Below are 20,075 nucleotides of genomic sequence, written 5' to 3'. Positions count from 1 at the left end.
CAACAACAATTGGCCACGGCCTTACTTCCAAAACTGTCGTGAGGCATCATAAAACGCTTTCCAATCATCGCTGCTTTTTGCCCTTTCTCGCGCCACGTTATCAACGTAGTAGCGCATACGTTTTGCATCGTCAGGATTATCCTTTAATACCACGCCGATAATCTGGCGTGCGATGGCACCCGCATTCAGCGTGCTATCGCCCAGATAATGCGCCTCAAGCGCGGAGGCATAGGCAATGTTGACCGCCTCCGCACTCGACATCACCGCATCTGGCGTTTTGATGCTGCCGCCGTCGCGCGTATTGCCCGAGCGCAGTTCCTGGAATGTGGTCACCAGCAGTTCAATGACGCTCGGCGGCACGGTGACCAGCGCGGCCAGATCGCCCAGTTCACGCGTCAGCTGCGTTTGAATAAGCGCAATCTCGAATTCAGGGTCTTGAATCGGCCTCACGGTTTCAAAGTTAAAGCGCCGTTTTAATGCAGCTGACATTTCATGTACGCCGCGATCGCGCAGGTTCGCCGTGCCAATCAGGTTAAAACCGGGCTTAGCGCTTATCCGCCCTTGCTCACCCATTTCAGGAATCATCAGCTGTTTTTCAGACATCAAAGAGACCAGAACATCTTGTATTTCCGGCGGGCAGCGGGTGATCTCCTCAAAATGGACAATCCTGCCCTGCATCATCCCCTGATAGAGCGGCGAACCGATCAGCGCGCGTTCGGTGGGGCCTTCGGCCAGCAGCAGCGCATAGTTCCATGAGTACTTGATGTGGTCTTCCGTCGTTCCCGCCGTGCCTTGAATGGTCAGGCCGGAATCTCCTGAGATCGCCGCTGCAAACAGCTCAGACAGCATCGATTTCGCGGTACCCGGCTCGCCAACCAGCATCAACCCCTGCTTCCCCAGCAGCGTCACAATCGCTCGGTCGACCAGCGCGTTATCGCCAAAAAATTTCGCGGAAATATCTAAGGCCTCGTCACCCAGAATAAACTGGCGCACCGCACGGGGTGAACGCAGCCAGCCCTGCGGCTTCGGGTTATTTTCGTCCGCTTTGGTCAGGCGGGCTAATTCATCAGCAAAGCGGATTTCGGCATGTTGACGAAGCACATCGTTGGTTGTCGGTGAGTGTTTTTCCATGTTCGTGTCTCTGTTCGCCACAAAATAATGAACGAAGCCAGCACAAGGCGTACTGGCTCCATAAGCGGATTACCAAGGCGTTTTGCTTTCCCAGTCGGCATCGTATCCCGAACAGGCTTCTGCGGCTTTCAGGTAATCGGCATAGCTTTCTGCCAGTAAAATGGGCGGGACATCCTGTAATGCCAGATTGTTACGATCCCAATAATTTTGCTGATTTTTCTCAAAGCTCAAATCAAACAAGACCGCCGGAATATTTTCTTCTGGCACGTAGCTACCGCTAAACCCAATATTGACGTACACATTCAAGCTACTGAAATGCTTGTAATAGTGGCTAAACGACCCACCATCTTCCGCTGGCGCACGCTGATATCCCATCTTGGTTAAGACGCCGCGCAGCGTGAACGTATCAGTCAACCATCCTTTTTTGTCTTCAATTTCAACCAATTTACGATCGAGTTCAGGCAGCATGTTCACCATCTGCGAGAACAAGAACGTCACTTTATAATCCTTAAAGTGCGCGAGCCAGGCTTCACGCGTGTCGTTATCGACAATGGCGGCATGTGCAAGCTGAATCACCGAACCGTTCGATAATTCCACTTCATCGTCTTCAAGATTAATTAAGCAGCCGTCATCCGTTGGCCTGAAGGTATTGAGCACCTTCTCATCCTTCACTTCTTGCCACACCAAGCGCTCAATCAGCGGGCGCATCACGGGATGTGCCACGATGTAAGTCTGCCAGTCCTCACTCGACCATTGGCGCTGAGCACACATCGATTCATACAAACGCGCGGTTTGCAGGTCGATCACCTGTTTCAGCTCTTTTTTGCTCGATGAGAACAGCTTTTTCGCTTCTTTTATCTGCTCTTCATCATCCGTTTTGCGCGCTGCAGGCAGAGCTTTGATCTCTTTGCCTTCCGGGTTCAGGAGCACCAACTTCTGTTTGTTGTCCATGCGTGCGGTAAAGGTCCGCTCGCCGTATTCCAGCACCAGCGTGCCCGTTTCATCCAACCCCGCCGTCGGGATCGTGCGGTCAGCCAGCTCATCCGCGCTCCAGCCATTGCGATCGGCAATCTCTTTAACTAGCTCACGCGCCTTTTCCTGAATCGCCGCAGTACGGTAGCGGCGTGAGAGTGAGAGTAATAATTGGATAATGAGCGGGTCGTCGCTAATCGCCATCGCGCTGATCATCGCTTCGATTTGTGAACGACGCTGATAATGGTCGCGCGTGTAATTGCGTAATGCGGAGACAGCAACATGGCCCTCGATACGACCAATCAACGCCAACATACCTTTATCCGCAATGGCAGAACCTAAATAGCGCCGTAGGACTTCATTCTTTATTTCCTCAGCCGCCTGTTCCAGCGTGTAATGCTCATATTTTTGGTAATACTCAGGGTAACGCTCAAGATAATACTGATACGTTTTTAAACGTGCGGGCGCATCTTTATGCGCTTCCGACATCGCGTCTTCCAGCGACGGGTTTTTTACATCCTGCGTGATAAACGCATGTAAAATAAAGTGGCCCAGCTTATGCTGACTCTCTTTGGCTAATAACCCGACATAGCGTTGCAATAACGTGTTACCAGCGGGCATTTTTAATTTCACCGCCAGAATTATCCACCATTTGATAATGTCGGCATCGACGGCCTTGCCGTTTTCCCATTTCAATGGCGGTATCGCGTTATAGTCAAACCAGCTCATGCTCGCAGGTGGGCTTGCTTTCAGTCCTTTCAACGCTTCGTCACGCAAGACCTTTTCGGATAAATACGGTGAAATATCCTCACCAAACTGCTCTAACGCCGCTAGTAATGCGGCACGGACGGTTTCTCTCTTCTCTTTTTTTAACAATGCATAAAGCGGCGCGATGCTGTCTTTATGTTTTATCCGCGCCAGCCATTCAATCGTAGTAATACGGATTTCTTGTTTCGCGGAATGTAGGCTTTCCTGGGCATTCACATGCACGTTCGGCAATTTTTCAAGCAACTTCTGCGCACTCACGCGGAACGTTTTGTTCTCGCCTAATGCCAGTTCCATAATGCGCGGAATAAACTGCGCGGGGATAACAGGGAATTTATCAAGCAGCTCAAAGGCCTGACCCAATTCAAATTGGCGATATCTATTGTCGCTCTTATTCGGCAATAGCCCCAACGCTTCGGCGATATAGTCTGGGTGTTGAGAGAAAAAAGGCCAGAGCTGTTCCGGTTTAGGAAATAGTCTCAACCCATGGTTATAAGACTCTAAACATAACGAGGCGGTGATCCGTGCAGGTTCTGGGCATGCCAGCGCCTGCAAAACCCCTTCGATTTGTCGTAGTTCCAATCCAGCGATAATATGAGTGGGCGTTTCATGTTCTATTCGAGCAGTGACTAGATTGAAGTGCGTATGCATGTTGCCAAAAATAACTCTCATGGCATGATAAAACGTAAATTCAGGAAGATTGCTAATACGCTTTTTATGTTTAATGATGCTAATATCTTCACTAGATAATTTATTATTACCATGATTAAGTTTATCAACCAAAGCACGGCAATGTTCGGCACTCAACTTTTTTAATTTAGCATAATGTTCTTGCGCCCATTTGTATTTGTACGCATTCGTTTTATTTTGTTCTATTTCTTTTTCCGCATTTATTCTTGCCGTTTCCACCATCTCAATCAGGTTTTCGACAAGAATCTCTTTTGCACTTTCAGGCAACGGCGTATCAGCCAGCAACGTGAGTTCGGGTAATTCAGGGAGTGCCATATCCTGTGCCGTATCAACAACGTCAAAACGTGTAATGGCACTTTCGATACTTTTTATCACTGCCTTACTTTTTTCTAACTGTAACGCCTGTTCTAAAATATCTTTATTTTCGCCCTGACGAGCAAAGAGATCGGCAGCCTGAGATCTCTGTTTTGGCGTGCCGTTAAATAGGATATCACTCAGATGAGCTTTGACATCATTCGCGGGAAGCGTATTCAGCAGCGGTTCAGCTTCACTGCGCACCGTTTTTTTCTGATCCATTGCTAATTTAACAATGGCATCTGAGAAAAAAACACGCAACGCTTCACGGTCGGATAAATATTTCAGGAACTGAACCTGGCCGGGTGCAGAAAGTTTGTCCACTAGCGTCGTGCGGATAAACTGTGCATGATTTTCGATATATGATTGTAAATCAGGGAGTTCAAAGAAAATCTCTAACTCCGAGCTATAGTATTCACCTATTTCCTTCCGATCAAAAATAGCAAATAAAATATTTTCGCCTTTCTCATCGTGCTGCTCACTGGCAACCATTTCAGCGAGAAATTGAACGTTCCAGCCAGCACGGTGCTTTAATTTCAGCTTTTCATTCGATGTGCTTTTCAACGTAGTGGCCAGCGCATCACAGAGCAAATAAACCATCCAGTTTGGTACTTCGTCAGTTATTATTTTTATATTTTTATTCTGACATGCCGCAGCTAATACTTTCGCAAAACGTACCGTTTGTTCGTTTGTTAACCCTTGCCCTACCATGGAATAGAGTTTATAACGCGCATTCCTTGCCTGCCGGATTATTTTATTATATTCACTGGAATTAAAACTATTATTTTGAACATAGTACCAGTCAACCGACCCCGGCTTGTCCAGCAGGACGATTGTTTTATCAGAATCTAACTGATTTAAGGTATAAAGAACCTCAGATTCAGTGCCCGTCATGACATAATGAAATATTTTCTTCGGCAACGTTTTATCAAGTTCGGCAAGCGGCAAGAGAGATTCTTGCAGCAACGTTTCCGTCGGCGTTACTTTCTTATCACCAAAAATCGGTAACAGATCGAATAATTTTTTTATCATGTCAGCACCTGGTTATGTATAGATAAACAGTAATTTTTTAACATGATTTGTGATTATTCTCAATTTCAAAATCCATCTTTTTTTACAAATTTTAATTCCGATTATTGTGATTTATATAGTGAATAAATCCAATTTATTTGAATCTTATCCAAAATTTCAGGTGAAAATAGAATTGATTGAAAATATCGCAATATTAATGAAAACATCAAGAATTACGTGGCTATTTTCAGATAAAAAAACCCGCCGAAGCGGGATATTGTCAAGCCTGTTTCAGGTGTTCGCTAAGCGTTTCAACAATAAACGTATTCACTGAAATTTGACGTTCAGCGGCCGCAATGGTCAGTCGTTCCCCGAATGATTCAGGGTAACGAAGGGTGAATGTTTTCACCTTCTCTTCACGCTCGTAAGGTTCAATACCATTTTCCTGACAGTCTTCCAGATATTCGCGTAGCGAAATTTCACCTTCGCTTCTCAAGCCATTAATACTGTCGGCGACAAAATCACAGTAGCCAGATAAACCAATAAACTTACCACGAAACATACCCATTTCTGGTACGTAACTGATAATGGCCGGTTGTCCAGAAACAACCATCGTATTTGGTGTGTTGAGTGCTTTCGTCATGGTTTTACTCCTATACTTTCCAGCCATTCACGCAGGCTAACCAGTGCACCTTTATCAGTATCCGGTGACGGATGACTCAATACTCGACCATTTAACACCTGAAAGTACTGGTGTTTTGAAAATTTGGTTCAGCGTTTCTCGCTGCTTCTTTCGTAGGCTGGCTATTTTTCCCTGCATGACCGATTCCATGATGTCATTTACTGAAGTCAGTATAGACACCGCCAATATGAAGTCAAATGATGAAGTCAAAACACGCTATCTGCCTTAAAAAATCCCAAAAAAAAGCCCTCCATCATGGAGGGCAAAAAGACAGGGATGGTGTCTATGGCAAGGAAAAACAGGGTGTGTACCTACTACACATTACTACTCGGACTGCACTACGCTTACTACAGACTACTTACTACACTAGCGCTACTACTCGGGATTACTTGTTGTACCTGGTGCCGGCGCGGCCATCTGGTTAAACATGGATATCTGTTGCTGCATCTCTTTCATGCGTTGCTTATGCTTCAGCTCTAATATCTCTTTCTGCGCTGGCGTCAGCAGGTTATACATTTGGTTGCGCACTCGGGTCATCTGAATCTGACGCTCAAGCTGCACACTCATCATTCGGGTTATCTGCGCCCGCACCGCCGCTTCATCAAACGTTTCTGCCGTCACCAGCTTATGCATGGCTTTAACATCTTCGGCATTAAACGCCGGTTTGTCTTGACGACTCTGGTGCATCAAATCACGCATTTGCTGACGCTGTTGCTCAGTCAGCCTCACGCCATCGAACATACCTTGCTGGCCGGGTGCGCCTTTTGTGGCGGAATCATCGATATGCCAGCCGCTCGCCGGGGCGTCTCCACTTTCTGCTGCAAAGGCGGTAAAAGTGCCTAACATAAGCAGTGAAGCAAGAGATAAGGTTGCGAACTGTTGCATCAATAACTCTCCAGAGCGGTACGTCATTTTGTGAATCAATGAACAGGAGTCTACGCATCTTGCTGCAAACATGCGTCAGAGGATGTAAAACTACGTAAAGTCATGGAATAGCGCTAATCTATGTCGTATTTTGCCCTTGGAGGTAGAGAAAACATGAATAAAATTCTGCTGGTTGATGACGATAGAGAGCTAACCGCTTTACTGAAAGAATTGCTCGAAATGGAAGGTTTTAACGTCGTTGTCGCCTACGACGGCGAGCAGGCGTTACAGGTATTAGATAACACCATTGACCTGTTATTACTGGATGTGATGATGCCGAAGAAAAACGGTATCGATACATTAAAAGAACTACGACAGCAGCATCAAACACCAGTCATTATGCTGACCGCCCGCGGCAGTGAATTAGACCGCGTTCTTGGTCTGGAACTGGGTGCCGATGATTATCTGCCGAAGCCCTTTAACGACCGGGAACTGGTGGCGCGAATCCGCGCGATTCTCCGCCGTTCCAACTGGACCGATCAACAGCAGGCGGGTGATAACAGCGCCCCGACGCTGGAAGTCGATGGCTTGCGTCTGAACCCCGGGCGGCAAGAAGCCAGCTTTGACGATATCGTGCTGGATCTGACGGGCACCGAATTCACGCTGCTCTATTTGCTGGCACAGCGGCTGGGACAGGTGGTTTCACGCGAACATTTAAGTCAGGAAGTGCTGGGGAAACGGCTGACACCGTTTGACCGCGCGATCGATATGCATATCTCGAACCTGCGCCGTAAATTGCCAGAACGCAAGGACGGTCTGCCTTGGTTTAAAACGCTGCGTGGACGAGGCTATTTGATGGTATCGGCTGCATGATCAATAGTTTGACCGCTCGTATTTTTGCCATTTTTTGGTTAACGCTGGCGCTGGTACTCATGCTGGTTCTGATGGTGCCCAAGCTGGACTCGCGCCAGCTTACCGCCTTGCTGGAAAACGAGCAGCGGCAGGGCATCATGCTGGAACAGCACATTGAGGCAGACCTCGCCAACACGCCAGCTAACGATCTGCGCTGGTGGCTACGGCTGTTCTGGGTGTTGGAGAAGTGGGCTCCGCCGGGACAGCGCCTTTTTCTGGTCACCAGTGAAGGCCGGATCTTCGGCGTAGAGAAGCATGAAACCCCGATTGTGCGTAATTTTATCGGGCTGTCGGATAACGCCGATCATCCACAAAAGAAAAATTACGGTCGCATTGAGCTTCTCGGTCCTTTTGCGATCCGCGATGGTGATGACAACTACCAGCTTTACCTGATTCGTCCTGCCAGCAGTCCGCAGTCCGATTTCATTAGTCTGCTGTTTGACCGTCCTTTGCTGCTGCTGATCTTCACCATGTTGATTAGTTCACCGCTGCTGCTCTGGCTTGCCTGGAGTCTGGCAAAACCCGCACGTAAGCTCAAACACGCGGCCGACGAAGTTGCCAAAGGCAATTTACGCCAGCACCCTGAGCTGGAGTCTGGCCCGCAAGAGTTTCAGGCGACGGGCGTCAGCTTTAACCAGATGGTCAGCGCATTGGAGCGGATGGTTACCGCACAGCAACGTCTGCTGTCGGATATCTCTCACGAGCTGCGTACGCCGCTGACACGCTTGCAACTGGCGACAGCGCTGCTGCGTCGGCGTCAGGGTGAAGGCAATGAGCTGAACCGCATCGCGACGGAAACACAGCGGCTCGACAGCATGATTAACGATCTGCTGCGTGCTCTCACGTAATCAGCACAAGAACGAACTGACCCGTGAGTTCCTGCGTGCCGATGAACTGTGGGGCAATGTGCTAGACGATGCCGCCTTTGAAGCCGAGCAGATGGGGAAAACGCTGGAAGTGCCCTATCCTCCGGGGCCGTGGACGCTCTTTGGCAACCCTGCCTCACTCGACAGTGCACTGGAAAATATCGTGCGCAACGCGCTGCGTTATTCTCACAACCACATCGAAGTGGCCTTCTCGGTGGATAATCAGGGCATTACCATCAAAGTGGATGACGATGGCCCCGGTGTAAGCCCTGAAGATCGCGAACAGATTTTCCGTCCTTTCTACCGTACGGATGAAGCGCGTGACCGCGAATCTGGCGGCAGCGGTTTAGGGCTCGCCATCGTGGAAACCGCCATTACGCAGCACAAAGGCTGGGTAAAAGCGGAAGACAGTCCACTGGGCGGATTGCGTCTGATCATCTGGCTACCGCTGCATCAACGCTAAATCAGGCGAGACATTTTCCCACCACCGAGTTTCCTTCTATAACACGCTCTCAGGTGCCCGACATGGGCACCTGTCACTTTCTGTTTATCTTCTCAAGGTTATACTGGATTGAGTTTTTTAGGCGATTGCGTAGAGTGATCGCCACTCATGCCGAAAACAGGCAAGACCCGTGTTGAATGAAGGATACAAACCATGAAAGGAGTAACGCTGCTGGCTGGCGTACTGACCGCGTTAATGAGCAGTCAGGCATTCAGTTCCAGCGATGGAGTGTGCGGCTTTTCCGACTCGGAATGTGGCATGTCCGCCCTGCCCTATTTGCAGCCAGGCAACGACACACGTGCTAACCTGATGTTGCTGCAAAGCCGTCTCCACAGCATGTCGCTTCCGTTACCCCATCCTTTACCCGACCAAACACGTTCACGCATCGACCCTTTTACGGCCTACCGGGTCATGGGAATTGCCGCCACGGAAGGAGTTCGGACTGCTGACTCAGGAGAGGATGTCACGGCTGATGCGCCTTACCTCTCGACGCTGAATAAAGCGAAGCGGCTGAATCTTCCTTTGTCCGTTCAGGGCACGATCTCCACGTTTTCGCCTGACGATAACGAAGGACGCCATATTTCCAACGAGCTTTCCACGCTGGAAGCGTTTTTCGACGTCCTGCTGGCTGACACACAGCTCACCGAGGAACAACGCACGGTGCTGGCACATCAGCGGGTGAATCTCCTCAACCCGCTGTATACCAAAGACGCGCTGAACGAGGGTCTTGCAAACCTGCCAGACGAAGGACATGCCGGTGCGCTAACTCATTATCTGTTCGCGGCACTGGCGTTTTATCAGGGCCACTTCGATGAGGCGGAAAGCGGCTTTCAGGCCTTAACGTCTTCACCACAGCCGTGGGTCGCGGAAACGTCGCGCTATATGTTGATTCGCGTAGCGATCAATAAAGCGATGGAAAACGCGCTCGATGAATACAACATGTTTGATGCCAGCAAAGCCGATAAAGCGGCTGCACAGCTGGCCATTCAGCATATTGGCGACTATCTGAAACAGTATCCAGACGGGCAATACATCGAGTCCGCTAACGGGTTGTACCGCCGCGCTTACTGGATTATGGACGATGTGAATGCCTTAGCGACAACGTATCAACACGAGCTGGATAACACCGCCGACGTCGAAGCGCTCCTTGAATTGAGCGACGAGATCGACAACAAGCTGCTGGAAAATCGGCAGTTTACCAGCGCACCGGGCAGCCCGCCGTTGACGATGGTGCAAGATCTCAAGCGCTTGCGTTCAGATGAAGGCTGGCTGGCATTACCCGCCTTATCCGCTGACGAGCTGACCGCGCAGAAGCCGCTGTTCGAGAAAGACAACATGCAGGACGCGTTCAGCTACCTTCAGGCCGCACAGCTGTTTTATGGTCAAAAAGATTACGCCGCCGTGGTTAACAGCGTTCCCGCAACACAGGCGAACGATCTGACCGATACTGTACGTTTCAGTCTGCAAGTCTTACGCGGTCGGGCGCTGGTGCGTCTGGAGCGCTGGGATGAGGCAGAAGCGCACTGGCGTCAGCTGCTAACGCGCAATATGGGGTACACGCAAAATCAGTTCCTGCAACTGGCGCTGGCAGAAACGCTGGTCAAGGCAGGCCATCCAGAGCGGATCTTTGCCGCCGACAGCCCGGTGAAAAACCTGCGTTTCCGTTCCGCCGTGCTGAAAGTTAGCGCCAACGCCGACCTGCTGCGTCAACAAACGGGCCCGCAGCAAACCCATGAAGAACGGGCTATCGCGCTGCATACGCTGTTAACCAAATCGCTGACCCACGGCGATTACGCCAGCTATCTCAAAGATGTTCAGTTGAGGAAAGACATTGCGCCGCTGGTCAGCAGCGAAAATCAAAGCTGGAATCAGGAAGATTTGACGGCATTTGACTGGGACGGCAGCGACACCGAAGAAGACTATCAGTGTCCAGCGCTGAATGACGTGGTCACGACGCTAAATCAACGCCCTAATGACGCTCGTTCGATTAACTGCCTCGGCGAATTTTTCCTGCGCACCAATAACAGCGTGGGCTTCGACTGGGGTGAAGGCAGTATGTTGAGCGGACTCACCAACGCGCCAACGCAGTTCGTCGGCACCGAATATAATCGTCTGGATGGTTATATGCGGGTAATTGCCGATCCAAAAGCACCACCGGAAGACAAAACCTATGCCTTGTATCGCGCGGTCTACTGCTATGCGCCGAGTGGCTATAACGACTGCGGCCCACAGGACATCAGCAAGGCGACCCGCAAAGCCTGGTTTACTCAACTGAAAACCAAGTACAAAGGCAGCGTGTGGGCAGACAAGCTCGATTATTACTGGTAACGCCGTTAGTCGTGTTGGCCGGCCTGTTTTCATTCTGTACGCAGGCCGCTTCCGTTAACGTTGCACCTTCAACCGCCAACGCGGTGCCTGCCATCGTTGATGCTACGCGCTATCAGGATTTCTGGCTGTGGGCGGCGGTAAGACCGCAACCGATCCTGCATCAGGCACAGACGCTGTACCTGCATCAGGGTGAAGTGGCGCGCCGTCAGGGTAAAGTCGTGTTCCTACGTCAGGGGATTCCGCCCAGCCAATTGCGCGTTAACCGCGTCTGGCTGGCTTTTCGCATGACCACGCTGGAGCTTTCCGATCGCCACCTGAACCGGATATTAAAATTACGGGAAAAGTGGCAGCGTCAGGGGAATCAAGTTGCGGGAATTCAGATAGATTTTGACGCGAAAAGCTATCAGTTGGCAGGCTATGTCGCCTTTCTGACGCAATTACGCGAGCGTTTACCCGAAGATTGTCAGCTCAGTATTACGGGGCTGCTCGATTGGTCGAAAACCGGTGATGTGTCGGCGTTGAACCGATTACAGGGCAAGCTGGATGAAGTGGTGGTGCAGACCTATCAGGGGCGCAGCACCATTACCAACTACGCAGAGTACCTGCCCGCGCTGATGAAGCTAACCCTGCCTTTCCGGGTCGGTCTGGTACAACACGGCAAGTGGGAACCGCAGTGGCAGCAGCGCCTTGCCACTTCACCGTATTATCGCGGGGAAGTGGTGTTTCTGGTGAATCCGCCACTGAAAAAATCCGCCAACAGTAGGCTGTAGCAAACCATAGCTACAGGCAACCGCCGAAACCATTTTGCCGCCAGGCTTCATAGCTGATGATCGCCACGGCATTCGACAGATTCAGGCTACGGTTATTAGACTGCATAGGGATACGGATACGGAAATCCGACTCAAAGCCGTTGCGAATCTCATCTGGCAGACCGGACGTTTCCGATCCAAACAGCAGTACATCATCCGGCTGGTAGGTCGGCTGATCGTAGGGACGGCTGCCTTTAGTGGTACAGGCGAAGATGCGTTTGCCGGGAACCGCAGCCAGAAAGTCTTGATAGTTTTTATGACGGCTGACGTTCGCCAGATCGTGATAATCCAGCCCCGCGCGGCGCAGCTTTTTTTCTTCAAAATCAAACCCCAGCGGTTCAATCAAATGAAGCGTACAGCCGTTGTTGGCCGCCAGTCGGATAATATTGCCGGTGTTCGGTGCAATTTGAGGCTCATAGAGCGCGATATGGAACATGAGATAGCGTCAACCACGAAGAAAAATTCCGCAACAGTATAACGCATTCCCACAGGGCAACCCAAAACCTGTGCGCAGGATTGCGGATTACTCTGCACGACGTTTTCATCCACAGCGATTACACTTAAGTAAATACATCAGGATAATGTGCTGATGAAAACACGATACGGGTATACAGCCTGTGTGGAGGTTTAATGAAACACCCTAAGACATTATTGGCCTGTGCTGTGCTGCTCGGCCTGCCGCTTCTGGCAAGCGCCAACACGCCGCAAGCGCCCACGCAACAGCAGCAGTTTGAGAGCGGCATCAGCAGCCAGAAACAGTTGCAGCAGAATATGCAGCAGAGCCAAAAATTGCAGCAACAGCAGTTGAATCAGCAGCTCCAGCAGCGCAATCAGCAGTTGCAGCAACAGCGCCAACAGCAGCTACAGAAAGATTTAGAGCGATCGCAGAGAACCACACCACCGCCACCGATTAAACAGACCCCCTAATCAACGGGTCTACTCTTTTGGTTTTTTTACGCGCGTAAAGAATTACGCTGAGGTGGGCATGACCCGCCGGATGAGCGGTATGGACACCGCGAAAGCCTGTGCCGCGCCGGGAGCGCGTCACAGGCGGTCCGGGTAGCGGGCATGAACACCGAAGGTACCGCAAAGCGGCGTGATTCCCCGCGAAAAGCCGGGGGTCACGGGGCGGCGGCGATTGAGCCGCACCGTGTCGGGCGCATGCGACAACGGTTGCAGAAAACCACGAGAACTACCGCGCACGAAACATTACATAACACTAACAGAGTGCCTAACCGCAGACTTCCTCAGCCAAGCATGGCTGACTATAACCGCACGCCCATCAGCGTCAGAATCAACGGCGTGGTTAATGCCGCCATCGCCGTTGATAGCAGCAGGCTTGATGCCACCGGGCCGCCCAATACATCGAACTGGCGCGACATCAGATAGACGTTGACGCCTACCGCCATCGACCCCAGCAGCACGACCGCTCGCGTTTCCATTTCCGGCAGGCCGAGCGCAATAGCGATCCCCCAGATCACCAGCGGCTGTACCAGCAGCTTGATCACGCAAATCGCCGTGCTGATCTGCCAGCCGTCACGCACGCGGTATTCCGCCAACCCCATTCCCAGCGCCACCAGCGACAGCGGCGCGGCAATCTGCCCCAGCATGGCAAGCGGCTGATCGACATACGACGGCAGCGGCAGGCCCGTCAGGCTGAATAAGGTCCCGGACAGAATGCCGATAATCAGCGGATTCTTCAGCACGCCCAGCGCGGTTTTGGTAAAGCCCTGTAGCGACAGCGCCCCGTTGCGTGCCCATTCCACCGACACCGTCACCAGCGTCCACAAAATAAGCCCGTTGAACACCACCACCAGCGCGACCGACGGGATCGCCTCTTCGCCCAGCATCAGTGTGGCAATCGGCAGCCCCAGCATCACGTTATTGGAGAAGATGCCGCTCAGCGCAAACAGCGAACCGGAGACGCCATCGAGATGAAAGACTTTGCGCGCCACGATGCGGCCCAGAACAAACACCAGCAGGCAGCCGCCGAAAAAGGCAATCAGAAGTCGGGCATCCACCACCGGACGTTTAGAAAAATCCGACATCAGGCGGAACAGCATGGCGGGCATGGCGACGGAGAAGACAAAACGCGTCATGCCGTCGGTCACGGTAGTCGGCCATTTACCGTAGCGAATCAGGCTATAGCCGAGTGCGATAAGAACAAAGAGGGGTAACGACAGAAAAATCTGGTGCCAAAGCGAAACAATAAATGCGGGCATGACGCCACTTCCTTATTACCGGCACCAAGTCAGAAAGGGGATCGCCGCATTATCTTTATTGCGACGATATCAATATCGCCGCAGCACGCTATTACGGGAAGGAGGGCAAACCTCAGCCGGTCGCGAAATTTGCCCCGATTAAATCTATCCGGTCAGTACAGATACAGTCAACGCCCCAATCCAGCAAAGTTTGCGCGCGATCAGGTTGGTTGACGGTATAAACCAGAATGCGCAAACCCGCAGCTTTCAGCGCCGCGACGCGTTCTGCCGTCAGCAGTTTGTGATTCAGATGGATGGACACACAACCCAGACGCTGCGTTAACGCCGGCCAGTCCTCTTCCCACTCATCCAGCAGCAGCCCGCGCGGCAGTTCCGGCACCGCTTGCTGCGCCGCTTCCAAAGCTTCAATAGAGAACGATGACAGCAGCGGTGCAACCGGATGATCGGCCCACAGCTGGCGCGCCGCCAGCGCAATCACTCGCCCGGTTTCTGTTTCATATCCGGCGGTGGGTTTAATTTCGATGTTGGCCGCCATGCCGTACTGCACGCAGCGTTTTGCCACTTCCGATAGCAACGGCAGGCGTTCACCGACAAATTTATGACCGTACCAGCCGCCGACATCCAGCCCGACCAGCTTGTCCCACGGCAGTTCTCCTGCAATGCCCCAGCCGTTGCTGGTGCGCTCAAGTGTATCGTCGTGTAAGAGGAAAATCTGGCCGTCCTGCGACAGCTTGGCGTCAAATTCGATCATCTTGTGACCGAGGCTGGCACCGACATCAATCGCCGCCAGCGTGTTTTCCGGTGCCAGTGAACCGCCGCCGCGATGGGCGACAATGCTCGGGTAAGGCCAGATTGTTTCCATTATTCCATCCGTAATCCGCTTTGCGAATCAAACAGGTGCCATGATGACGTCGGTAAGTGTAGCCAGAGCGTCGAGCCGATCGCGGGGCAGTGCTCATAAGAGAGCCGCGCAATTACGTTCTGCCCGCCCCACTTGCCGTGCGCTAAATTGTCCGCGCCCAGCAGTTCGAGTGTTGAAATCTGCAACGGGATACCGCCGGTTTCGCTCGTCGCCAGCTGAATATGCTCTGGTCGAACCCCTAGCGTCAATGCTTTACCGCGCCATTGCGGCTTCGGTTCAGGCAGTGCCAGCGCAATGTCGCCATCGATTTCAAAGCGGCAGCCGTCATCGCTAATGCGACCTGACCACAGGTTCATGGCCGGTGAACCAATAAAGCTGGCCACAAACAGCGATGCCGGGCGGCGATAAATCTCAGCCGGTGCACCGATTTGCTCAGCGATCCCTTTGTTCATGACGATGACGCGCTGCGCCAGCGTCATGGCTTCAACCTGATCGTGCGTGACGTACAGGCTGGTGGTTTTCAGGCGCTGGTGCAGCTGTTGTAATTCGAGTCGCATCTGTACGCGCAGTTTGGCATCCAGATTCGATAACGGTTCGTCAAACAGAAACACCGCTGGTTCACGCACAATCGCCCGTCCCATCGCCACGCGCTGACGCTGACCGCCCGATAGCTCACGCGGTTTGCGTTGCAGCAGCGGCATCAGTTCCAGAATTCGCGCCGCATCTTCCACGCGCTCGCGGATCTGCGCCTTGCCGAAGCCACGGATTTTCAGACCGTAAGCCATATTGTCGAACACGTTCATATGGGGATAAAGCGCATAGTTCTGGAACACCATCGCAATACCGCGATCTTTCGGTTCCAGATTAGTGACTCGCTGGTTATCAATGTAGATATCACCGCTGGTGGTGCGTTCGAGGCCAGCCACCATACGCAGCAGCGTCGATTTACCACAACCTGACGGCCCGACCATCACCACGAACTCGCCGTCCGCGACGTCCAGATCGATGGGTTGGATAACCTGTGTTTTGCCATCGTAAGACTTGGTGACGGCCTGAAGTTTTAAACATGCCATAAGCGTTTCCGAAATTCGTCTCGATTTATTTTTCGCTGTCGACCAGACCGCGAACGAACCAGCGCTGCATCAGTAGCACGACCAGCAGCGGGGGCAACATGGTCAGCAGCATGGCCGCCATTACCTGATTCCACTGGGTGGCCCCATCGCCAGAGGCAATCATGCTTTTAATTCCGGCGACGGCGGTGCCCAGATCGGCATCGCTGATAATCAGCAGCGGCCACAGGTATTGGTTCCAGCCGTAGATGAACGTGATCACGAACAGCGCCGCCAGATTGGTCTTCGACAGCGGTAACACCATGTCGAAGAAGAAACGCATCGGGCTGGCGCCGTCGATACGCGCCGCTTCCATCAGCTCATCCGGCAGCGTCATAAAGAACTGGCGGAACAGGAAGGTCGCGGTCGCCGAGGCCATCAGCGGCAGCGTTAAACCGGTGTAGCTGTCCATCATGTCCAGCCGCGCGATCACTTCTACCGTCGGGAAAATACGCACTTCCACTGGCAGCATCAGCGTCAGGAAAATCATCCAGAAGAACAGGTTGCGCAGCGGAAAACGGAAATAGACGATGGCGTAAGCGGACAGGATCGATACAGTGATTTTGCCGATCGTAATTGCCAGCGCCATCACGAAGCTGTTAAGCAGCATCAGTCCAAACGGCGTGGTGTTGTTGCCCGCGCCGTGCAGCCAGATATAACGCAGGTTTTCCCACAGGTGTGAACCGGGGATGAGCGTCATCGGAGCCTGAAAGACTTCCTGATTATCCAGCGTGGCGGCCACAAACCCCACATACAGCGGAAACAGTACGGCGAGAATGCCGACGATCAGCATGACGTGACTGAAAATATCTAATCCGCGACGATTCTCAATCATTGGCATTGACCTTGTAGATTTATCTTCATTGGTAATTCACCTTCCGCTCAACAAAACGGAACTGAATCACGGTCAGCCCGATAACCAGTATCATCAGTACCACCGACTGCGCTGCCGAACTGGACAGATCCAGCCCTGCGAAGCCCTCACGATAAATTTTGTAGATCAGCGTGGTTGTCGACTGCACTGGCCCACCGGCCGTCGCAGCATCGATAATCGGGAAGGTATCGAAAAAGGCGTACACCAAATTGACTACCAGCAGGAAGAAGCTCACCGGTGAGATCATCGGCAGCACCAGATTGAAGAAGCGCCGCACGGGGCCTGCACCATCAATCGCGCCCGCTTCCACCAGAGAACGGGGGATCGATTGCAGAGCGGCAAGGAAGAACAGGAAGTTATAGCTAATCTGTTTCCAGACCGACGCCAGTACGACTAAAAACATTGCCTGACCGCTGTGCTGTGCGTGGTTCCACGTATAGCCCAGCAGTCCGAGAAAGTGGGTGATCAGCCCCAGACCGGGGTTAAACAGGAACATCCACAGAACGGCCGCGACAGCGGGGGCCACGGCATACGGCAGGATGATCAACGTCTGATACAGGCGGCTGGCACGGATCACGTAGTCCACCAGCGCGGCCAGAAAGAGTGAAATCAGCATGCCAAACCCTGCCACCAGAAAGCTGAATATCAGCGTGGTGTAAAACGAATCAAGGTAGTAAGGGTTATTGAACAGCTGTCTGAAGTTTTCCATGCCGACAAATTCGCTGGATAACCCAAACGGATCGAGATTCTGCACCGAATACCACAGCGCCTGACCGGCAGGCCAGATAAAGAAAATTACGGTAATCAGCAGTTGGGGCAACACCAGCACGTAGGGCAACCAGCTGCTGCGAAAAACGGGGCGGGATGATGTCATGCGGTAACTCATTGCAAACAGAAAAGAAACAGGCCGATTCCCTTCGGCCCGATATTGCTCAACAGAAGCGTATTACTTCGTCGATTGCTCAAAGCGACGCAGCAGCGCGTTACCGCGTTCTACTGCGCTATCCAACGCCTGTTGTGGCGTCTTCTTATTTGTCCATACGCTTTCTAATTCTTCATCCACAACGGTACGAATTTGCGGCATGTTGCCCAAACGCAGACCTTTGGTGAACGGCAACGGTGGCTTGTTCAGCATCTGACGCGTGGCGATATCCGCACCAGGATTTTTCTCGTAGAAGCCCTGCTTCTGCGTCAGTTCATACGCCGCAGTAGTGATTGGCAGGTAACCGGTTTTCTGGTGCCATTCAGCGGCATTTTCCGGCGTCAGCCAGGAACTTCATAAACTCAGCGACGCCTTTGTAGGTCGCGGCATCTTTACCGCCCATCACCCACAGGCTGGCTCCGCCGATAATGGCGTTCTGCGGTGCGCCTTTCGCATCGGCGTCATACGGCATCATGCCAACACCGTAGTTGAACTTGGCGTGTTCCCGAATGTTCGCCAGCGAACCGGAAGAGGCCGTCGTGATAGCACAGTCGCCGTTGTAGAATTTCTCAGTCGGCTCATCCTTGCGCCCGAAATAGGTGAAGTCACCCTTCTTGTTCATGTCCTGCAACAGCTGGATGTGCTTAACCTGCGTTGGTTTGTTGAATTCCAACACGGCATCGGTGCCGTCAAAGCCGTTATTTTTGCTTGCAACTGGCAAGCCGTGCCAGGCGCTGAAGTTTTCAATCTGAATCCAGCCCTGCCAGCCGCTGGCGTAGCCGCACTTCATCCCGGCAGCACGCAGTTTCGCGGTGTACTCGGCCATTTGCTGCCAGGTTTTCGGTGGCTGTTCTGGATCTAAACCCGCCTTCTTGAAGGCATCTTTGTTGTAGTACAGCACCGGCGTGGAGCTGTTAAACGGCTGCGACAGCAGGTGGCCGCTCTTCGCATCGGTGTAATAACCGGAGACAGTCGGCACAAACACCGACTCATCGAAATTAATGCCAGCATCCTTGAAGACTTCATAGACAGGCTTGATGGCTTTACTTGCCATCATGGTCGCCGTACCGACTTCATAGACCTGCAAAATGGCGGGCGCATTCCCAGCGCGGTAGGCCGCAATCCCGGCAGCCAGATTCTGCTCGTAGTTGCCTTTATAGACCGGAACAATTTTTACATCGCTGTGCGCTTTGTTAAAACGGTCAGCCAGAGAATTCACTTCTTTCCCTAATTCGCCTTCCATGGAGTGCCAGAAAGGAATTTCTGTCGCGGCCTGCGCACTGGCGCTCATCAGCGCTAATGCCACGCACGCCGCGGCGGTGCGAATAGCATGTGTTTTACGAATTGTGTTGTTGAACATGCCTGTCTCCTGCAATCAATTAAATGCGCCATCATCACGGCGTTTTTTATGCGAAGGTAAACATGACATGAGCGCATGACAGAAAAATAACTAGAAGATGACGGGAAAGTTACAGGGGAAGGAGAGGCATAAGTAAAGAAGTCACTTATCCTACAGTAAATAGATTTTACAGGTTTTCACTAAACATGGACGACAATCGGCGTAAGAAGTGGAGTAACGGTCTAAAAACCAATATTCAAGATAGTGCTGGTCGCAACTCCTTATACCACGCTATCTTGGCAGGAGATGAAAGCGGCGAAAGCCCATTGACGCTGCATGAAATTGCCGCGAATAAAAAGCGTAATCAGAATAGTTCTTCTAGTCCGCCTCCATCGCAACAAAAGCTAGAGTAACGGCATGAATACCCTACTCAAGGCTATTTTCGTATGACATCAACGATAACGGTTTTAGGATCGTTGATGATTCCTATATGTATCGTTTTATCTGAATCCGTAGACTTCCAATACTCACCCGTCGTGTCTGTGTAGCTCAGCGTAAAACCAAGCGACGCTAGATAACCACGTATGCTTGTCGCATCATTGGTGTTTTGAAACGTAATATTGCTGACTTCCAACGCAGGGCCATCAACCGTTGCATAGCCAAAATCATAGACAGGAGAAATGCGCGGGCAATTTTTAATGATATCGTCCGTAAGCATTTCATATCGCCGGGCGTCCTGTTCCGTGTAGCGAGAACTCCCTTCCGTCAGGATGACCATTGCAGGCCAGTAATAGATAAGCGGCAAGGCAATTAGGAGCGATATACTTAGCAGTATGCTTATTCTTCTTTTCATATTATAAA

Annotated in this window: 15 protein-coding genes and 3 pseudogenes; 5 read left to right on the top strand and 13 right to left on the bottom strand. The window is 51.8% G+C overall.

The annotated features are described in order from the left end of the window. Window positions 1–21 precede the first annotated feature (21 nt). From HP572_RS21060 to cpxP, 5 genes and pseudogenes are all read right to left on the bottom strand, one after another. Window positions 22–1,131 (bottom strand): AAA family ATPase, encoded by a 1,110-nt coding sequence (locus HP572_RS21060; RefSeq protein WP_240584249.1) that lies wholly within the window; start codon window positions 1,129–1,131, stop codon window positions 22–24. A 69-nt stretch (window positions 1,132–1,200) separates the two neighbouring features. Then, window positions 1,201–4,944, bottom strand: coding sequence for a DUF4132 domain-containing protein (locus tag HP572_RS21055; protein ID WP_240584248.1), 3,744 nt, complete (start codon window positions 4,942–4,944; stop codon window positions 1,201–1,203). Window positions 4,945–5,203: 259 nt separating this feature from the next. Next, complete coding sequence (locus tag HP572_RS21050; protein WP_014917022.1) at window positions 5,204–5,566, bottom strand: type II toxin-antitoxin system HicB family antitoxin; 363 nt, start codon at window positions 5,564–5,566, stop codon at window positions 5,204–5,206. After that, window positions 5,563–5,743 (bottom strand): annotated as a pseudogene (locus HP572_RS21045) (hypothetical protein). Before HP572_RS21045 ends, HP572_RS21050 begins: the two are co-directional and overlap by 4 nt. 237 nt (window positions 5,744–5,980) lie before the next feature. Next, the gene (cpxP, locus tag HP572_RS21040; RefSeq protein ID WP_205549648.1) at window positions 5,981–6,490 is read right to left on the bottom strand and encodes a cell-envelope stress modulator CpxP; all 510 of its coding nucleotides are present in this window, start codon (window positions 6,488–6,490) and stop codon (window positions 5,981–5,983) included. A 153-nt stretch (window positions 6,491–6,643) separates the two neighbouring features. On the opposite strand from cpxP, the gene cpxR reads away from it, so the two are divergent. From cpxR to HP572_RS21020, 4 genes and pseudogenes are all read left to right on the top strand, one after another. Then, window positions 6,644–7,342 (top strand): envelope stress response regulator transcription factor CpxR, encoded by a 699-nt coding sequence (gene cpxR / locus HP572_RS21035; RefSeq protein ID WP_010281574.1) that lies wholly within the window; start codon window positions 6,644–6,646, stop codon window positions 7,340–7,342. After that, window positions 7,339–8,710: pseudogene (gene cpxA, locus HP572_RS21030) on the top strand (envelope stress sensor histidine kinase CpxA). The gene cpxR and the pseudogene cpxA overlap by 4 nt, the downstream one beginning before the upstream one ends. Before the next feature lie 192 nt (window positions 8,711–8,902). Next, window positions 8,903–11,077, top strand: a complete 2,175-nt coding sequence (locus tag HP572_RS21025) for a hypothetical protein (protein ID WP_240584247.1) — start codon at window positions 8,903–8,905, stop codon at window positions 11,075–11,077. Next, complete coding sequence (locus tag HP572_RS21020; RefSeq protein WP_240584246.1) at window positions 11,047–11,847, top strand: DUF3142 domain-containing protein; 801 nt, start codon at window positions 11,047–11,049, stop codon at window positions 11,845–11,847. The genes HP572_RS21025 and HP572_RS21020 overlap by 31 nt, the downstream gene beginning before the upstream one ends. Before the next feature lie 10 nt (window positions 11,848–11,857). Here HP572_RS21020 and HP572_RS21015 read toward each other — a convergent pair whose 3' ends face one another. Continuing rightward, window positions 11,858–12,322, bottom strand: a complete 465-nt coding sequence (locus tag HP572_RS21015) for a tRNA (cytidine(34)-2'-O)-methyltransferase (protein ID WP_010308737.1) — start codon at window positions 12,320–12,322, stop codon at window positions 11,858–11,860. Between the two features lie 194 nt (window positions 12,323–12,516). Between HP572_RS21015 and HP572_RS21010 the strand changes: the two genes are divergently transcribed. After that, window positions 12,517–12,813 carry a hypothetical protein gene (locus tag HP572_RS21010; RefSeq protein ID WP_240584245.1) on the top strand — a complete coding sequence of 99 codons (297 nt, stop codon included), beginning with the start codon at window positions 12,517–12,519 and terminating at the stop codon, window positions 12,811–12,813. 338 nt (window positions 12,814–13,151) lie between these two features. Here HP572_RS21010 and HP572_RS21005 read toward each other — a convergent pair whose 3' ends face one another. From HP572_RS21005 to HP572_RS20975, 7 genes and pseudogenes are all read right to left on the bottom strand, one after another. Next, entirely contained in the window at window positions 13,152–14,108 is a 957-nt protein-coding gene (locus HP572_RS21005) for an AEC family transporter (RefSeq protein ID WP_010281591.1), read from the bottom strand. Window positions 14,109–14,220: 112 nt separating this feature from the next. Then, window positions 14,221–14,970: a glycerophosphodiester phosphodiesterase gene (ugpQ, locus tag HP572_RS21000; protein WP_240584244.1), complete on the bottom strand. Its 750-nt coding sequence runs from the start codon at window positions 14,968–14,970 to the stop codon at window positions 14,221–14,223. Beyond that, window positions 14,970–16,043 carry a sn-glycerol-3-phosphate import ATP-binding protein UgpC gene (locus HP572_RS20995; protein WP_240584243.1) on the bottom strand — a complete coding sequence of 358 codons (1,074 nt, stop codon included), beginning with the start codon at window positions 16,041–16,043 and terminating at the stop codon, window positions 14,970–14,972. Before HP572_RS20995 ends, ugpQ begins: the two co-directional genes overlap by 1 nt. Window positions 16,044–16,068: 25 nt before the next feature. Beyond that, complete coding sequence (gene ugpE / locus HP572_RS20990) at window positions 16,069–16,914, bottom strand: sn-glycerol-3-phosphate ABC transporter permease UgpE (protein ID WP_240584242.1); 846 nt, start codon at window positions 16,912–16,914, stop codon at window positions 16,069–16,071. 25 nt (window positions 16,915–16,939) lie between these two features. Then, window positions 16,940–17,827 carry a sn-glycerol-3-phosphate ABC transporter permease UgpA gene (gene ugpA / locus HP572_RS20985; RefSeq protein WP_010303217.1) on the bottom strand — a complete coding sequence of 296 codons (888 nt, stop codon included), beginning with the start codon at window positions 17,825–17,827 and terminating at the stop codon, window positions 16,940–16,942. A gap of 72 nt (window positions 17,828–17,899) precedes the next feature. Continuing rightward, window positions 17,900–19,166 (bottom strand): annotated as a pseudogene (ugpB, locus tag HP572_RS20980) (sn-glycerol-3-phosphate ABC transporter substrate-binding protein UgpB). A gap of 484 nt (window positions 19,167–19,650) precedes the next feature. Continuing rightward, entirely contained in the window at window positions 19,651–20,067 is a 417-nt protein-coding gene (locus HP572_RS20975; protein ID WP_371745341.1) for a hypothetical protein, read from the bottom strand. Window positions 20,068–20,075: the final 8 nt, after the last annotated feature.

The sequence above is a fragment of the Pectobacterium sp. PL64 genome (assembly GCF_022477975.1).
Classification (GTDB): domain Bacteria; phylum Pseudomonadota; class Gammaproteobacteria; order Enterobacterales; family Enterobacteriaceae; genus Pectobacterium; species Pectobacterium jejuense.
This window is presented reverse-complemented; position numbering and strand designations above follow the sequence as displayed.

Bases quoted from the DNA above. Each gene is read 5' to 3' on its own strand.
- cpxP (WP_205549648.1), bottom strand. From the start codon at position 6,490: ATGCAACAGTTCGCAACCTTATCTCTTGCTTCACTGCTTATGTTAGGC.
- HP572_RS20995 (WP_240584243.1), bottom strand. From the start codon at position 16,043: ATGGCATGTTTAAAACTTCAGGCCGTCACCAAGTCTTACGATGGCAAA.
- ugpA (WP_010303217.1), bottom strand. From the start codon at position 17,827: ATGACATCATCCCGCCCCGTTTTTCGCAGCAGCTGGTTGCCCTACGTG.
- HP572_RS21010 (WP_240584245.1), top strand. From the start codon at position 12,517: ATGAAACACCCTAAGACATTATTGGCCTGTGCTGTGCTGCTCGGCCTG.
- HP572_RS21060 (WP_240584249.1), bottom strand. From the start codon at position 1,131: ATGGAAAAACACTCACCGACAACCAACGATGTGCTTCGTCAACATGCC.
- HP572_RS21050 (WP_014917022.1), bottom strand. From the start codon at position 5,566: ATGACGAAAGCACTCAACACACCAAATACGATGGTTGTTTCTGGACAA.
- ugpQ (WP_240584244.1), bottom strand. From the start codon at position 14,970: ATGGAAACAATCTGGCCTTACCCGAGCATTGTCGCCCATCGCGGCGGC.
- cpxR (WP_010281574.1), top strand. From the start codon at position 6,644: ATGAATAAAATTCTGCTGGTTGATGACGATAGAGAGCTAACCGCTTTA.
- HP572_RS20975 (WP_371745341.1), bottom strand. From the start codon at position 20,067: ATGAAAAGAAGAATAAGCATACTGCTAAGTATATCGCTCCTAATTGCC.
- HP572_RS21015 (WP_010308737.1), bottom strand. From the start codon at position 12,322: ATGTTCCATATCGCGCTCTATGAGCCTCAAATTGCACCGAACACCGGC.
- HP572_RS21005 (WP_010281591.1), bottom strand. From the start codon at position 14,108: ATGCCCGCATTTATTGTTTCGCTTTGGCACCAGATTTTTCTGTCGTTA.
- HP572_RS21025 (WP_240584247.1), top strand. From the start codon at position 8,903: ATGAAAGGAGTAACGCTGCTGGCTGGCGTACTGACCGCGTTAATGAGC.
- HP572_RS21055 (WP_240584248.1), bottom strand. From the start codon at position 4,944: ATGATAAAAAAATTATTCGATCTGTTACCGATTTTTGGTGATAAGAAA.
- ugpE (WP_240584242.1), bottom strand. From the start codon at position 16,914: ATGATTGAGAATCGTCGCGGATTAGATATTTTCAGTCACGTCATGCTG.